This window comes from Pseudomonas crudilactis (assembly GCF_013433315.1).
Classification (GTDB): Bacteria; Pseudomonadota; Gammaproteobacteria; order Pseudomonadales; family Pseudomonadaceae; genus Aquipseudomonas; species Aquipseudomonas crudilactis.
On record NZ_WXVV01000023.1, the window covers coordinates 40,494 to 56,616 of the forward strand.

Sequence of the window (16,123 nt, forward strand, 5' to 3'; positions counted from 1 at the left end):
ATGCCGTACTCACATGGAGACGTTTTTATGCCAGCACACACCTTTGCATTTCATCTTTCCCCTCGGGGCAAATTGCGCTGGGCGATTGCCAGCCTGTTCTTCGCCGTGCATCTGCCGAGCGCGCTCGCCGGCGGCGTCGTGGTCGCACCAGGACCCGGCGGCACTGCGCAATTGCAGACCCAGGGCGGTGTGCCCATCGTCAACATCGTCGCACCCAACGGTTCGGGCCTGTCGCACAACCAATTCCTCGACTACAACGTCGACCGCCAAGGCCTGGTGCTGAACAACGCCCTGCAGGCCGGGCAGTCGCAACTGGCCGGGCAACTGGCGGCCAACCCGCAACTGCAAGGCCAGGCCGCGAGCGTGATCCTCAATGAAGTGATCAGCCGCAATCCGTCCGCCATCAACGGCGCGCAGGAAATCTTCGGCCGGCCTGCCGATTACGTGTTGGCCAACCCCAACGGCATCTCGGTCAATGGCGGCAGTTTCATCAACACGCCGAATGCCAATCTGGTGGTCGGTCGCCCGGAACTGAATGACGGCAAACTGCAAAGCCTGAACAGCCGCGACGCCAGTGGTCAGTTGCAGATTCAAAATGGCGGCCTGCGCAACGGCGAGGGCTCGATCAACCTGATCGCCCCGCGTATCGACAGTCAGGGCGCGATCACTGCGCGCGATCAATTGAACCTCACGGTCGGGCGTAATCAGGTCGACTACGGCAGCGGCCAGGTGAAAACCGTTGATCCGGCGGGCAACACCGCTGATCAACGCATCGACGCCAGCCTGTTCGGCGCGATGCAGGCCGGGCGCATCAACATTGTCAGCACCGCCGAAGGTGCCGGCGTGCGGGTGGGCGCGGTGCAAGTGGCCGGGCGTGACGGCGTGCAGATTCGCTCGGCCGGTGACTTGAGTGTCAGCGGTGAAGCGCTGGCCAACAGCCTCGACGTGACCCGCGCCGGTATCCGCAGCAGCCAGGGCGATGTCGCTTTGCACAGCGGCAAGGATCTGGCCCTGGCTGCCACCGATGTCAGCGGTCGCGACGTCACCGTCGACGCGAAACGCAATCTGACCCTGTCCACGGTCGAAAGCCGCAAACTTCAAGAGAAGCGTGAAAACTGGAACAACAGCACCATCGGCATCACCTGGGAAACCTACGATCGCACCCAGACCGACAGTGAATCGCGCCAGCACGGCAGCCAGATTATCGCCAGCCGCGACGCCAAGTTGGCGTCCGGCAAAGACACTGAACTGAAAGCCGCCAAAGTCGAAGCAGCGAAAAATCTCGACGTGCAAAGCAGCGGCGATCTGCGTCTGACTGCTGCCACTGAAAGCCATACGCAAACCGATCAAGGCAACCACCGCAAACACCTGTGGAAAGCCGATTGGAACAGCAGCAGCGAAGAGCAGCGCAGCGTCACCAGCCAGTTGAAGGCTGGCAATATCGCCCTGCAAACCGCCGCGCTGTTGCGCTCCGAAGGCGCCGAATTGAGCAGCGCCGGAGACGTGCAACTGGCCGGCAAACAGGTGGAAATCACCACGGCAACTCGTACCAATCGCAGCAGCGACAACCGATATTCCGGCGATCTGGTTGGCGGTGGTTTCTTCGGCAAGACCGGTGATGCCGACAAGGGCAAGACCCAGCATCAGGGCAGCAAGGTCAACGCCAGCGGCAAGTTGATCGTCAAGGCTGACGACGTGCGCATCAGCGGCAGTCAGGTGCGGGGCGGCACCGACGCCAGCGTAATCAGCGACAAGGGTTCGTTGATCATCGACGGCGCGCAGGACACCTCGCACAGCAACAACCACGACAAGGACAGCAAGTTCTTCGGCATCACCAAGGACGAGTCGCGGCAGAACAGCCAAGACAGCAGCACCGTGCGCAGTGAACTGGTATCTGACAGCAACCTCAAGCTCAAGAGCGCCAAGGATATCGAGGTCGCGGGCTCGACGGTCAAGGCTGACGGTGCGCTGACCGCCGACGCGGCGGGTGACGTCAATGTGCATGCTGCGCAGAACACTCACGACAGCACTGACACCACACACACCCGTGGCTTCGATGCGTACGCCAAAGAGCAAACGCCGGAGCAGTATCGCGCCGGGGTTCACTACCAAGACAAACAGCAAACCGTCACTAGCAACGACGTCACCCAGCAAGGCTCCAGCCTCAGCGGCGGCAGTGTGCAGGTGAGGGCGGGCGGTGACGTGACGCTCAAAGGCGCGCAAGTGAAATCCACTGCTGGCGATACCACGCTGAGCGGCAAAAACGTCTCGTTGCTCGCGGAAGCAGACAGCCATAAAACTTCGACCGATACCTCCAGCACTGGCGGTGGTTTCTACTACACCGGCGGCCTCGACCGTGCTGGCAGTGGCGTCGATTTCGTCCACAGCACGGCACAGGATTCGACCAGTAAAACCACCGCGCAAACTACCAGCGTAGAGAGCAGCGCTGGCCTGACGATCAATGCCGACAAACTCGCCACCGAAGGTGCGCAACTCAAGGCCGGCAACGGTCTGAACGTCGCCGCCAACGAGATCGACAATCGCGCGGCCAGCAACAGCGAAAGCAGCACGCACAACGACAGCAATTGGTCGGCGGACATCGGCGCCAACGTCGAGTACAAGGACATCGCCCGGCCAATCGCGGGCGCGGTCAAGGACGTGCTCAACGGCAAGGTGCCGGACAAGGACGCACTGGCCAATCTCGGTCAGCCGAATGTCGGTATCGACGTCGCGGTGGGTCACGGCAGCGCCAGCAAAACTGAGCAGAGCAGCAACGCTGTGGTCAGCCGTTTTGACGGCGGCACTGTCGATGTGAAAACCACTGGCACGCTGCATGACCAAGGCACTCAATACAACGCCAGCGCCGACCAAGTGAACATCAGTGCAGACAAACTGCTTGCCGATGCTGCGAGCAATACGCATAGCAGCAGCGCCAACGCGGTGGATGCCAAGGTCGACGTGCGCGTCTACACCAAGACCGGTGAAGACGTGAACGTCGCCGGCAGCGGCGCGGGTGGCAGCAGTGCGTCGAGCAAGGACAGTTCCACCGCCGTCGTCGGCGCTTATGCCGGCAGCCAGGGCGTGAACATCAAGGTCGGCGGCGATGCGCAGTTCGCCGGCAGTCGTTTCGACGGCGGGCAGGGCGGTGTAAGTATCAAGACGGGCGGTGATCTGGCGCTGAATCAGGCCAACGACCGCCAGACCAGCAATGACAGCAGCCTGCGTGGCAATGGCTCGTTGACGGTCGGCACCTTGCCGGGCACCGATGGCACCAACGTTGATCTCGGCGCCGGTTTCCAGCTCGATCAAACCGGCAAGCAGACCACTGATACGCAGGCCCACGTCGCGAGCATCACCGGTAACGGCCCTGTGCAGTTGAGCAGCGGCGGCAATCAAGTCCAGCAAGGCACGAAAATCGACAGCGCCGGCGCCATCGATTTGCACGCCGACGGCAAGCTCGATCTGCAAGCGGCCACCGACACGCACACCGCCATCGGCAGCAACCTCGGCGGTGGTTTGAAGGGCGGCGGCAGCAAAACCAGCAGCGAGAAGAGCCGTGATCAGGGCGGCAATCTGAGCGGCAACTTCAACATCGGCCGGGTCAACGAGGATTCGAAAACCCTCAGCGGTGGCCAGCTCAACAGCGAGAACGGCATTGTCCTGAACGGTGATTCGGTTCATCTGCAAGGCACGCAAGTCAGCGCACCGAACGTCAGCATCGACGCGCAGAAGGGCGGTTATGTGCAGGAATCGGCGCAGTCCAGCGACAACCGCAATAACTGGAATGTCGCGTTGAACGCCGGCGGCAAACTGAGCAGCAAGACCCCAACGGCAGCCGATGAAAAGGCCAGCAGCGATCATGATTTCAACGCCGGGGCCAAAGTGGGCGTGGATTACCTGCAAGGCGGCACCCAGCAGAACAGTCAGATCAAGGCTGACAGCGTGGTGTTGAACAGCGCCGGTGATGCACAGCTTTCGGGTGCGCAGATCGACGCGAAAACTGTCAGCGGCAAGGTCGCGGGTGATCTGACCGTCGAAAGCCGTCAGGACAGCAGCAACCACGCCAAGGTCGATGTCGATCTGGGCCTGACTGCGAAGAAAAATCCACCGAGCGACAAAGAGAAGCTCGCCGGCACCGACTACAAACCGACGCTGAAAGTGCAGGGAGAGTACGCGCACAAGGACAGCGTTGCGCAGGCGTCCGGTATCAGTGCCAGCCAAGGCTTGAACCTCGCGGTCGACGGCGCAACACAACTGACCGGTGCGCGCATATCGGCGACGCAAGGGAAGGTCGATCTGGGTGGTTCGAAGGTCAGCAGCACTGATCTGAGCAACCGTGACTACGGTGTGAAAGCGGGCCTTGATCTGCCGCATAAAGCCGAGGAAAACGCACCGAAGGTTTCCCTGGAAAACGGCAACCTGAAAGTCGGTCCGGTCACCCTCAGCGGGCATCTGGATACCCAGACCCTGCAAGCCGGGATCGACGAAAAAGGCTAAAACCAACGGTAGTGGATGTGCCAGATCGGCCATCCACCACCGAACCCTGTGGGAGCGAGCTTGCTCGCGAAAGCGTCCGTCCAGTCACTGCAACCAGTGCCTGATGTACCGCCTTCGCGAGCAAGCGCGCTCCCACTTTGTTTTGCGCCAAGCGTTGAATCTCGCGCATCATGCGCGACCTTAAGACGCCATGGAGGCAAACAATGAAAACAGCATTCGTCGCTGTACTCGGGGCTTTGTTGATCGCTCAACCCTCCGTGTCGTTCGCGGATAACAGCAACGGCAAAAACCTCTATTCACAGCGCTGTGCTGTGTGCCACGGCGCCGATATAAAGGGCACCGGGCCGTTGGCGCATAAAAGCAATCCGCCTACACCTGACCTGACAACGTCCGCTTTCAAGCAACGACTGAATGAATATCCGGGCGTGATTGTGTCGTCGATCATCCTTCGCCCGAACGGCAACCTGATTCCGAAAACGTTGCAGGAGAACGGGGTAAAGATACCGCCACACGCCTGGAGCATTAAGGATCTGCGCGATCTGCATGAATACATGAGCGGCGTGATTGCGCTAAAACGCTGATCTTCAGTTGCTGCGCGGACAGTCGGTCGAGGAATCCATTGCTTCGGCTTAATGGTAACCATTACTATTCACGCCCTTTTCTTTAGCACGCCGCCAATACCCCCATGCGTCCTCGCAGACCCGGCTTTTTCGAGCATTACGAAGAGTTGATCGGCACCTGGACTCGTCGCCTGCGCAATCGCGCGCAGGCCGAGGATCTGGCGCACGACACCTTTGTGCGCGTGCTTGAGTCGGATTCGGCAGCGGTGCAGCAGCCACGGGCGTATTTGCACCAGACCGCGCGCAATATTGCGGTCGACGGTTATCGGCGTGAGGATCGGCGCGGCGCCATGGAGTCACAGGCCCTTGATCACAGTGAGTCGTCATCCGGCGACCCGGAGCATTACATGCAGGCGATCCAGTTGGCCGATTCCATCGAACGGGCGCTCAGCGAGCTGCCGGTCAATTGCCGCAAGATCTTCGTCTGGCAGAAGATCGAAGGCCTGACCCAGGCCGAAATCGCCGAACGCCTGGGGCTGTCCAAGAACATGGTCGAAAAGTATATGATCCGCACCCTGCGGCATCTGCGCGATCGCCTCGACGGGTTGCAGTCATGAGCCGCTGCGACATTTCTTCCCCAGCCCAACAGGACATTCCATGATGGATACGCGTGATTGCGCGTGCGGGCAAACAACGGTGCGCGATGACGCGGCTCGCTGGTTTGTGCGTTTGCAGGAGCCGGCTATTGATGGCGTCGAGCAGCAGCGCTTCGACGCCTGGCTGAATCAACATCCGCAGCACCGTGACGAATTCCAGTTGCTCCAGGGCTTGTGGTCGGCGGCCGATCTGCTCCCGGCGCCACGCCTCAAAGCCCTCGCTGAAACACCGCCAACCCGCCGCGAACGCCGTCCGATGCTGCGTTATGCCGTGGCCGCGAGTGTGCTGGCGGTGGCGCTCGGGCTGGGACTGTTCAGTGGTTTGAATCATCCGGGCGGCTACAGCGCCGAGTTCGCCACAACGTTGGGCGAGCGCAAACATGTGGCGCTGCCGGACGGTTCGGTGATTGATCTGAACAGCCGCAGCCGTTTGCAGGTGCGTTTTGAACAGGATCGTCGCGTCATCGAATTGAGCGAAGGCGAGGCAATGTTCAGCGTCGCTCACGACACCTCGCGGCCGTTCGTGGTCGAGGCGGGCAACGGCAAAGTCACGGTCACCGGCACGCGTTTCGATGTGCGCCGTGATGTCATGCAAACCCGCGTGGCAGTTGAGCAGGGCACAGTGAAAGTGCAGGGTCGTGATGCAGCAGATGATCAGTTCATCAGCCTGACCGCCGGCCTCGGCACCTATGTCGACGCGCAGGGCAAAGTCGCCGCCGCCTATGCGGTCAACCCGTCGGAACTGACGGCGTGGCGCGGTGGCAAACTGGTGTTCAACAACGCCAGCCTCAGCGAAGTGGCGGCCGAAGTGTCGCGTTATCGTGAGAAGCCGCTGACCGTTGCCAATCCGGCAGTGGCCAGTCTGCGCCTGACCAGCGTGTTCAAATCCGACAACACCGACGCCTTGCTCAAGGCCTTGCCGAGCATCCTGCCGGTGGCCGTTCGCACCCTTGCGGATGGCAGTCAGGAAATAATCGCAAAATAAAATTCAGGTTTTTTTCGAGTTCATCGTCTTCCTGTTCAACTGCAACTGGTTTGCATTAACAGCCGCACACTCTTGCGATCCACAGGACTACGTACGACGTGAAAAACACCCCTGCCAACAACAAAAAATCCCCTTGGTTGCCGCTGGCCCTTGCGCTGGCGGTCAACGCGGCGATGCCGCTGGCGTATGCCGGCGAAGCCATTCATATCCGCGCGCAGCCACTGGGTCAGGCCCTCAGCGAACTCGGTCAGCAGACATCGCTGCAAGTGTTTTTCAGCCCGGACCTGGTCGCCGGCAAACAGGCGCCGGCGGTCGACGGCGATATCTCCCCGGAACAGGCGTTGCGCCAATTGCTGCAAGGCAGTGGTCTGGATTATCAGATCAACGAAGGTTCGGTGACGCTGTCGCCGGCCGCGACTTCCGCCGCCAGCAATGGTCCGCTGGAACTGGGCGTGACCGACATCAAGGTGGTCGGCGACTGGCTCGGCGATGCCAATGCCGCCGTGGTGCAGAACCACCCCGGCGCGCGTACGGTGATCCGCCGCGAAGCCATGGTCGAGCAGGGCGCGATGAACGTCAGCGACGTGCTCAAGCGCGTGCCGGGTGTGCAGGTGCAGGACTCCAACGGCACCGGCGGCAGTGACATTTCCCTGAACGTCGGCGTGCGCGGTCTGACCTCGCGTCTGTCGCCGCGCTCAACCGTGTTGATCGATGGTGTGCCGGCGGCATTCGCCCCGTACGGCCAGCCGCAACTGTCGATGGCGCCGATTTCCTCGGGCAACCTCGACAGCATCGACGTCGTGCGTGGCGCTGGTTCGGTGCGTTACGGGCCGCAGAACGTCGGCGGGGTGATCAACTTCGTCACCCGCGCGATTCCGGAAAAAGCCACCGGCGAAATCGGCACCACCCTGGAAACCACTCAGTACGGTGGCTGGAAACACATCGACACCGCGTTCCTCGGCGGCACTGCCGACAACGGCATGGGCGTGGCGCTGCTGTATTCCGGTGTCAACGGTAACGGCTACCGCGAGCGCAACAACGGCAACGACATCGACGACGTGTTGCTCAAGACCCACTGGGCGCCGACCGATCAGGATGATTTCAGTCTCAACTTCCACTACTACGACGCTACTGCCGACATGCCCGGCGGTCTGACACAGAAGCAGTACGACGCCAAACCGTACGACTCGGTGCGGGACTACGACCAATTCACCGGTCGGCGCAAAGACGTGTCGTTCAAGTGGATCCGCCAGATCGACGAGCGCACCCAAGCGGAGATTCTGACGTATTACACCGACAGTTTCCGTGGCAGCACCATCGCCGCCCGCGACCAGAAAACCCTCAGCTCCTACCCGCGCTCGTATTACACGCTGGGCATCGAGCCAAGGGTCTCGCGGGTTTTCGATGTCGGCCCGACCACCCAGGAAGTCAGCGTCGGTTATCGCTACCTGAAAGAGGCGATGCACGAATCGTCGAGCCGTGTGGCGCTGGTCAACAACCAGCCGGTGCTCACGCCGACCTCTGATGGCCATGTGTTCCAGGATCGTACCGGCGGCACCGAGGCCAACTCGGTCTACATCGACAACAAAATCGATGTCGGCAACTGGACCATCACCCCGGGCATTCGCTTCGAACACATCAGCACCGACTGGCATGACCGCGCGGTGCTCGACACGGCCGGCAAACCGGTGCAGGCGAAAAACCGCAGCATCGAAAGCAACGAACCGCTGCCGGCGCTGAGCGTGATGTATCACCTGTCAGACGCGTGGAAACTGTTCGCCAACTACGAAACCTCGTTCGGCAGCCTGCAGTATTTCCAGCTCGGCCAGGGCGGTGCGGGTGATCAGACCGCCAACGGTCTAGAGCCGGAAAAGGCCAAGACCTACGAGATCGGCACGCGCTACAACGACGATGTGTGGGGCGGTGAAGTGACGCTGTTCTACATCGACTTCGATGACGAGCTGCAATACATCAGCAACGACGTGGGCTGGACGAATCTCGGCGCGACCAAGCACCAGGGCATTGAAGCCTCGCTGCATTACGACATGGCGGCGCTGGATCCGCGTCTCGATGGCTTGACCGCCAACGCGGGTTTCACTTACACCCGCGCTACTTATGAAGGCGAGATTCCGGGCTTCAAGGGCCGTGATCTGCCGTTCTATTCGCGGCAGGTGGCGACCGTTGGTTTGCGTTATGACATCAACCGCTGGACCTACAACCTCGACGGTTTTGCCCAGTCGAAACAGCGTTCGCCGGGCACCGGGGTGAACGCCGATGGCAGCTTCAACGGCAATTACATTACCGACGGCACGGCGGACGGGCAGTACGGCGACATTCCGGGTTACGTGACCTGGAACGTGCGTGGCGGGTATGACTTTGGGCCACAGGTGTCGAATTTGAAGCTGGGCGCGGGGGTGAAGAACGTCTTCGACAAGCAGTACTTCACCCGCTCCAGCGACAACAACTCGGGGATGTATGTTGGCGCTCCGCGCACGTTCTTTGTGCAGGCCAGCGTCGGCTTCTGATAGACCGCGTCAGCTTCTTCGCGAGCAGGCTCGCTCCCACATGGACCACTGAAATCCTGTGGGAGCGAGCCTGCTCGCGAAGCTTTTAGACTTTCAGGACTTTGCCGCCGATGGCCACTGCCACCAATAGCACCGCCATCAAGCCAAAGGCAAAGCTCAAACTGCTGGCATGCGCTACAAAGCCGATCACCGCCGGCCCGGCCAGAATCCCTGCATAACCGAGCGTGGTAATGGCCGGCACGGCGATGCTTTCCGGCATCACCGTCTGCTTGCCCACCGCCGTGTACAGCACCGGCACGATGTTCGAACAACCGGCACCGACCAGCGCATAACCGACCAGCGCCGCTTCCCAGCTCGGCGCGAAGGTCGCCAGAAACAAACCGGCCGCCGCCAACAGACCACCAAACAGAATGATCCGCGTGGCACCGACAATCCGCACAATCCGGTCACCCATCAAACGCCCGGCCGTCATGGTCAATGCAAACGCCGCATAACCTAACCCTGCATACGCCGTGTCGATCCCGCGTTCCTGTGCCAGAAACACTGCGCTCCAGTCCAGTGCCGCGCCTTCGGTCAGGAACACGATGAAGCACATCCCGCCGATAAACAGCACGATGCCGTGCGGAATGGCGAATGCCGGGCCCGAGCTTTCACTGCCATAGGGCAACATGTGCGGCACGCACTTGAACAACGCCGCGATCAGCACGACGACCACCACCAGCATGGCGGCCAGTGGTGTCAGACCCAGCCCGAGCAGGGCGCTGACACCCGCCGCGCCGACAATCCCGCCGAGACTGAACAAGCCGTGAAAGCCCGACATCATGTTCTTGCCGCTGGCGCGCTCGACGATCACGGCTTGCAGGTTCACCGTCGAATCCACCGTGCCGAGGCCGGCGCCGAACATGAACAGTGTGGCGATCAGCGCCGGTATCGACGACACCGTGGCCAGTAACGGCAACGCTGCGCAGATCAACATCGTGCCGCCGGTGGCCACCCGCCGACAGCCAAAGCGTGTGGCGAGAATCCCCGCCAGCGGCATCGCCAGAATTGAACCGACCCCCAAGCACAACAACAGCAAGCCCAACGTGCCTTCATCCAGTCCGGCGCGGGCCTTGGCGTACGGCACCAAGGGCGCCCACGCGGCGATGCCGAGGCCGGCGATGAAAAAAGCGATGCGCGTGGACATCTGTTGCAGGCGTCCGGGGACGAAGGTGTCTTGGGGGTTGAGGCTGGTCATATCGATCCTTGGCAAAAAACATCGCGTCCCCGAAGGACAGTGATACGGCAACGAGGTTCGATCGCCGGCCATTCGGGGAAGTACAGGCAACATCCTACCCTGTGGGAACGGAGGCTCACCAATAAGCGGTCATGCACATCTCCCTGTGGGAGCGAGCCTGCTCGCGAAGGCGCAGTGTCAGCTGAAAAATATATTGACTGACACACTGCATTCGCGAGCAGGCTCGCTCCCACAAGGGGTTGCGTTTTACAGTGGCCTTCTTCGGCAACAGGGGACAAACACTGATGACGCAGTTTTACGATGCACGGGGCAATATTTACGGGGTGATTGCGCCGCAGGCACTGCGCGACGCGGGCCTTGCCTTGCCTCCCAGCGCCACCGAATGCGCCTCTTCGCGTCAGTCGTGGAGCGAAGCAGCAATCAAACTTTGCTGCGACTGGCCCGAAGGCCAGCGCCCGGTGAACAGCAAATCCCACCGCAGCGACGGTCTGCTGATCGGTCCGTTCCAGGCGTCGCCGCCGTTCGACGTACTGATCATCAACACCGACGGCACCCTCGCCGAGCGCAGTGGCAATGGCCTGACGATTTTCTCGCAGGCACTGACCGAGCAAGGATTGATGCCGGAGGAGGGTGCGTTGTTGCGCGTGCATCACGACAAGAGTGACGCGGTAGAGACTTCGGTGAAACCGGCTGAAGTCGAAGGCGTTCAGGGTTTCTGGCTTGATTTGGGGCAACCCGATTTCGGGCCTGGCGCAGTGGCTGCGCACAACATGGAAAGCGTCGACTTCAACGGACATGACGTGAGTGAAGTAAAACCACTGGCGACACTCGATCCGGCATGGTCACACAGCCAGTTTGTGCGTATCGGCAATCCGCATTGCGTGACGCTGCTGGATGACAGGGCGGCATTGCCGAGCAATCAACAGATGCGTGAGTCACCGCTGAACGAAGGGTTGACCGAAATCGCCTACGCGATCCCCGCCGGCGCCGGTGATCCATGCCCGGCAGGCGTCAATCTGCAATGGGCGGTGCTGGAATCACCACAGAAAATCCTCGCCCGTGTGTTCGAACGCGGCGAGGGGCCGACGGCGTCTTCCGGCACCAGCGCCAGTGCCGTGGCCTGCGCGGCCTGGCGTGTGGGATGGGTGGCGGCCGGTGAAGTGCAGGTGGTGATGCCCGGCGGCACGGCGCCGATCCTGCTTGACGCAGAACATGGTCAATTGCGCGGCGTCAGACTGTTTGGCACCGCGCGACGGATGGCGCACTGAAGCACGGAGAACAACAGCCATGCGGTGACTGAAGCGCCGGTCCCTGGTGGCGGATCGGTGCAGATTCGCTGTTTACAGGAAGAACTATTGCGAGCTGATGCTCTGCGTCAGCTTCAGAAATTTGGGAATCACCGCTTCGGGCGCAGGTGTGAAGTCTTTCAGGCCGTCGGTACCTTTCTGGAACGTGAACATCTGCGCCGCGATCAAAGGACTCGCCAGACCGCCGACATGGGCGATGGCAAACCAGGCGCGATCTTGCTCTTTGGATTCAGGTCGCGGGTCCAGGCGCCAGCCTTCGAGGGTGGTCATGCGCTCGCCGATGTAAAACTTCTCCATGATTTTCGACTTCTTCCAGATTTCGGCGTCATAGCCGGGGCGGTAGTCGGTGTCGTAGGTTCCACGGGTCGGTTTGGTCGGATCGTTTTGTGAGGCATTGATCAAACTCATGATCACGTTTGGTGTACTGGTAAACCGCAAGCTGTTCTTGACGCTGAAACCGGTTTTGCCATCGTCATGGATAAAGCCGTAAGGCATACAGACGCCGGGGCCTTCGGGCACTTGATAGAGGTCGCGGGCTTCGAAGCGGGCGGCGAGATCCTTGATACGTTGCGCGGAGTTTTCGGCGGGTTTGTTCATGTTGAAGTAGAACACCCGGTTGTTGCGCCAGAGCAGGAATTCGTAGGGCGTTTCTTTACTGCCCAGGACATGGGAGTCGGGGATGCCCAGGTCGTGTTCATAGGTTTTGGTCTGTCGTATCTGGTCTTTCAGTTTGCTGATTTCGGATTCCTGGTTTTTGACGATGTCGGCGCTGTATTTCATTCTCTTGATCGTTTCCAGCAGACGCTCGTTGGTTTTGAGATCGTCCTGAAGGATTTTTTTATAGGCTTCGGTTTCGTGAATGATTGCGTTCCGTTGTCGATCAAAGTTTTCGAGTGTAGTGACATCGCTGACTCTGATCGTCATTTCGTCATAGTTGTAGCTGACGTAGTCCCCCACAGCGTGAACGTTCTTCGAAAAAACATGGCCTCCCGCCGATGCAATCTTACTGCGTTCAACCGCGAAGGTTGCCCATTCGAATGATTCTGGCGACTCGAATCTGGTGCGTCCCAGGCATTCCTTGAAGGCGGGCTCAGCAAGGGCTGATTGGTTGCATAGCAGCAGGCTGGCAAAAGAGAAGATGATACGTTTCATGAACTGTGCTCATTTCGATGGGACGTCTCGCTCACACTTGCGATTTGCACGTCGTTCTTTTTGTCTTGGGTGTGAGCAATGATTGTCAGGTTCAAGCCCGAGTCATTGTTTTCGCCCTTGGTCCAGTAAATGGGTAGAGCAGTGATAAACCCTTCAACCCCGATAGGTGCTGGATATGCCTTTACGCCAGCCAAGGTTTTACTTTCCCAAAAGCCTTGCTCATGGGGCAGTGGATCTGAAATCTGACCACCAAGATTCAAATCGCGAGTTGAGCGGTAGGTCCAGGTAGGCCATATGGATGCTGGAAAACCATTCTTGAATTTGCTGGCAGTGGACGATTCGATCACTTGTGAGCGATTTAAATTCCGGGGAATGAAATTGAATGACTTTTCATAGGCCTTCGAATTGTTCGTGGCTTGCTCCTGAATTTTCTTCCACGTTTTTTCTGACGCAGGCTCATCCAGCAAGTCTTTCAAACCTGTAAAGGCTGGCACAGAGCCTTTTTTGGTCTGGCCCATACCAAAATGCTTTTTCCATAAGTCTTTACGTAGCTGATTTATGGTTTTTCCAACTTTTTGAAAGTGTTTGCCATCCAGTTTTGCGTCAGTTGATTCACTGTCCCGAATAATCACCGCCAGCTCTGAATCGCGCGTACCGCACTGGCTGCGGTCGTTGATATTGGCGCTGCCCAGAATCGCCACCCTGTCGTCTGCGATCAACAGTTTGCTATGTACATAAATCTGTTCCGTGACGACTCTATCATCAAGGGTATCCCAGGTTCGAAGGTTCAGCAGGGTCAAATATTTCGACCAGTCCTGCTGTACGTAAACGGGATCTCCATTCGTATCCACCCGCTCAATAATTTTCCCGGCCTCTTCCTTGCTCGCACCCCGATCCATCATGTCCTTCATCGCCATGTGCCGTTGAATGCGTTTGACCAGACTCTGCTCGCCAAACACCAGACTCTGCATGGTCAGGTGAACCTGGTGCATGAGGTTCAGCACATTCAGCGCGCCTTCCGGGTGCACCGGCAAAATCAGGTACACGTGAAACGGACGGTTTTCTGCAATCGCCCGGCCTATGCGGTCGGCCAGCGCCTTGCCGATGCTGTTGGTGAGCTTCTGTTCTTTCCCCAGTTTCTGCGTCAGCCAGCCCTGTGCGTTGGTCTGCCAGATCGTCAGGAAACTTTTGAGAAAGGTGCGGGCCTCTTCGCCGGGCTCCTTGCTAATGGCGTTGACTTCTTTCCAGTCGATTTGGGTGAAGTCCTCGTCTTCCAGCGCTTCACGCAATTTGATCCGGGCGACGAAATTCTCGTTCAAAGTGGACGGGTCGCGCAGGCTGGCCATCGGGCCGGACAGTGGCCGGCCTTCCGCCAGTTCGCCCTCATCACCGAAATCGGTCTGGAAGAACTGGTTTTCGATGTAGATGAAGTGCTGGGCGCTGGAAATGGTCTGCAGCATGGCGCGCAGGCAGTTGTCCTGAACGCCGCCAACGTTGAAACCTTCGGGCAGCGGCAGGTTCACCTTGGCCAGGTTTCGACCCTTGGCTTCCTGAGTGGTCATGGTGGCTGAAGCGCTGCGCAACACCTGCACGCTGACCCCGCCTTGCGCAGTTTGTGGTGGTGTCGGCAGGGTCGGAGCCTGATCGATCCAGACCGGTTTGGGCATTGGCAGCTTCAGGTTGATCTGATTGTTGACGTCCAGGTGGTGGGGCAGGCCGGCGTCCCGGACCAGGGTGTTGACCCACTCCATCAGGGCGACGATGACGGTGGTTTTTTCCAGGCTTTTGATTTCGGCTATGTAGGCCTGTTGTCCGTTCCAGCGGTCGATGAAATTGCGCGACAGGTCGTACACCGACGGCCCTTCGATGCGACTGTGAACGTCCTGCCACGGCATGCGCGGCTGATCCTTGTCCAGCCGGCTGTAATCTGCAGACGCCAGCGGTTGCGGTTCGTGTTTGAGATAGACAAAGGGCTCCCGGTGATTTGCCAGACGGTCTTGCAGCAACGCGTAAAAGTGCCCGAGCAACGAAGTGGTCAATTGGCCGATGTTGTTCAGCCAACCCATTTTCTCCGCCGGCATGGCGTCGTAACCCTTGTCGCAGAACATCGCGACAAGGCGGCCGAGATCGGTCGAATTCGTCCAGTTGTTGATCAGCTCGTAACTCTTCAGGCGCAGCGCGGCTTGCAAGTTGCCGGCGCTGGTTTCCACTTCACGAATCCACACTTGAACCCGACCTTTGAGCGGTTCGGCAAGCGGCAGGCGCGTCCAGTTGTGCTTAATCAGCGCGGTGATATTGCGGATGGCCGCGTCGGTCAGATATTCCTTGGGTCTGGCCAAAGGATCGATGGAGGACGCGTACTCCTTCAGGCTGGCGCCAGCCTTCATCATCCGATCCAGAACGGGCAGGGGCGGGCTGGCGAAGAAGTTCTGAATCGCCGCGCCGACGTTGATCAGGGTATCGCGACGCGGCAACGCTAGTGTGACGTGGGTGCTTTCTGTGCCAATGGTCGTTTCGGCCAGCGGCTTGGACAGGTCGAACAGTGTGCCCAACAGCAGGCCGGCTCGACTGACGTGCTTGTTCATGTCCATCCAGCCCAGATGCGGAATCCCCGGGTTGTACGCGTCATTGCCCTGGCGGTCGCTGGCATCCAGGCTGAAGTTGTTGTCGTCGCGACGCCCATACGCCAGGTCGATACCGCCGACATAACCGATCTTGTTGTCGATCACTACGCACTTCTGGTGGTGGGAAAACGTCGAGCCCAGGCCCTTCATGTCGCTTTGCTGGATGGCCGGTGTACAGAAGGCGCGCGGCACCTTCAGCCCGGCGTTGAGCTGGAAAACCGCGAGCATGGTTTCGAAGTCATGGGTGCCGACGCTTGCCGCCGGACTCAGCCATGGCATGACAAACACTTTCAGTGACGAGTGCGCTTTGAGGGCGTTGTACAAGCACTCCCACAAGGTCTGCTTGCCGTCCAGGGTCACGTCATAGTTTACCTGCCAACCGGTAATGAAAATCGAGGTTTCAGCCTTGGCAATTTCCTTGGCCAGATCCTTGTAGTAGTCCTCGCCAGTGGTGAAAAAACGCACCTTGTTGCCACTGCGTTTGGGGGCGAAGGCGGACGTGTCCTGAATGAAAAAGTCTGGCGCATTGACGGCGGGCAGGGCTTTGCCGGCGGCCGTGTTGATCTGGCTGATTTCTTTG

At 59.5% G+C, this 16,123-nt stretch carries 9 protein-coding genes; 6 read left to right on the forward strand and 3 right to left on the reverse strand.

The features are described 5' to 3' along the window. Nucleotides 1–27: 27 nt before the first annotated feature. The 5 genes from GTU76_RS22905 to GTU76_RS22925 all read left to right on the forward strand — a co-directional run bounded on the left by GTU76_RS22905 (nt 28) and on the right by GTU76_RS22925 (nt 9,223). Nucleotides 28–4,497: a hemagglutinin repeat-containing protein gene (locus GTU76_RS22905; protein WP_180699672.1), complete on the forward strand. Its 4,470-nt coding sequence runs from the start codon at nt 28–30 to the stop codon at nt 4,495–4,497. A 203-nt stretch (nt 4,498–4,700) separates the two neighbouring features. Next, nucleotides 4,701–5,078 (forward strand): c-type cytochrome, encoded by a 378-nt coding sequence (locus tag GTU76_RS22910; protein ID WP_016984564.1) that lies wholly within the window; start codon nt 4,701–4,703, stop codon nt 5,076–5,078. Nucleotides 5,079–5,182: 104 nt separating this feature from the next. Further along, complete coding sequence (locus tag GTU76_RS22915) at nt 5,183–5,674, forward strand: sigma-70 family RNA polymerase sigma factor (protein WP_095121112.1); 492 nt, start codon at nt 5,183–5,185, stop codon at nt 5,672–5,674. A 40-nt stretch (nt 5,675–5,714) separates the two neighbouring features. After that, nucleotides 5,715–6,698: a FecR family protein gene (locus tag GTU76_RS22920; protein ID WP_180699673.1), complete on the forward strand. Its 984-nt coding sequence runs from the start codon at nt 5,715–5,717 to the stop codon at nt 6,696–6,698. A gap of 98 nt (nt 6,699–6,796) precedes the next feature. Continuing rightward, on the forward strand, nt 6,797–9,223 hold the full coding sequence (locus tag GTU76_RS22925; RefSeq protein WP_180699674.1) for a TonB-dependent siderophore receptor: 2,427 nt from the start codon (nt 6,797–6,799) through the stop codon (nt 9,221–9,223). A gap of 85 nt (nt 9,224–9,308) precedes the next feature. On the opposite strand, the gene GTU76_RS22930 is transcribed toward GTU76_RS22925, so the two are convergent. Next, nucleotides 9,309–10,460, reverse strand: a complete 1,152-nt coding sequence (locus tag GTU76_RS22930) for an MFS transporter (RefSeq protein ID WP_108225707.1) — start codon at nt 10,458–10,460, stop codon at nt 9,309–9,311. 284 nt (nt 10,461–10,744) lie between these two features. On the opposite strand from GTU76_RS22930, the gene GTU76_RS22935 reads away from it, so the two are divergent. Next, a complete protein-coding gene (locus tag GTU76_RS22935) occupies nt 10,745–11,728 on the forward strand; it encodes a diaminopimelate epimerase (protein WP_016984559.1) in 984 nt (327 codons plus the stop codon). A gap of 84 nt (nt 11,729–11,812) precedes the next feature. Here the strand turns inward: GTU76_RS22935 and GTU76_RS30110 are convergent, their stop codons facing one another. Together GTU76_RS30110 and GTU76_RS22945 are read right to left on the reverse strand one after the other, a co-directional pair. Further along, nucleotides 11,813–12,919, reverse strand: coding sequence for a hypothetical protein (locus tag GTU76_RS30110; protein ID WP_246376112.1), 1,107 nt, complete (start codon nt 12,917–12,919; stop codon nt 11,813–11,815). Beyond that, the gene (locus tag GTU76_RS22945) at nt 12,916–15,771 is read right to left on the reverse strand and encodes a phospholipase D-like domain-containing protein (protein ID WP_281368108.1); all 2,856 of its coding nucleotides are present in this window, start codon (nt 15,769–15,771) and stop codon (nt 12,916–12,918) included. Before GTU76_RS22945 ends, GTU76_RS30110 begins: the two co-directional genes overlap by 4 nt. Nucleotides 15,772–16,123: the final 352 nt, after the last annotated feature.

What these genes read in the sequence shown, in the direction of transcription:
- GTU76_RS22905 (WP_180699672.1), top strand. Translation starts at nt 28, where the DNA reads ATGCCAGCACACACCTTTGCATTTCATCTTTCCCCTCGGGGCAAATTG.
- GTU76_RS22910 (WP_016984564.1), top strand. Translation starts at nt 4,701, where the DNA reads ATGAAAACAGCATTCGTCGCTGTACTCGGGGCTTTGTTGATCGCTCAA.
- GTU76_RS22915 (WP_095121112.1), top strand. Translation starts at nt 5,183, where the DNA reads ATGCGTCCTCGCAGACCCGGCTTTTTCGAGCATTACGAAGAGTTGATC.
- GTU76_RS22920 (WP_180699673.1), top strand. Translation starts at nt 5,715, where the DNA reads ATGATGGATACGCGTGATTGCGCGTGCGGGCAAACAACGGTGCGCGAT.
- GTU76_RS22930 (WP_108225707.1), bottom strand. Translation starts at nt 10,460, where the DNA reads ATGACCAGCCTCAACCCCCAAGACACCTTCGTCCCCGGACGCCTGCAA.
- GTU76_RS22935 (WP_016984559.1), top strand. Translation starts at nt 10,745, where the DNA reads ATGACGCAGTTTTACGATGCACGGGGCAATATTTACGGGGTGATTGCG.
- GTU76_RS30110 (WP_246376112.1), bottom strand. Translation starts at nt 12,919, where the DNA reads ATGAAACGTATCATCTTCTCTTTTGCCAGCCTGCTGCTATGCAACCAA.
- GTU76_RS22945 (WP_281368108.1), bottom strand. Translation starts at nt 15,771, where the DNA reads ATGCTCGCGGTTTTCCAGCTCAACGCCGGGCTGAAGGTGCCGCGCGCC.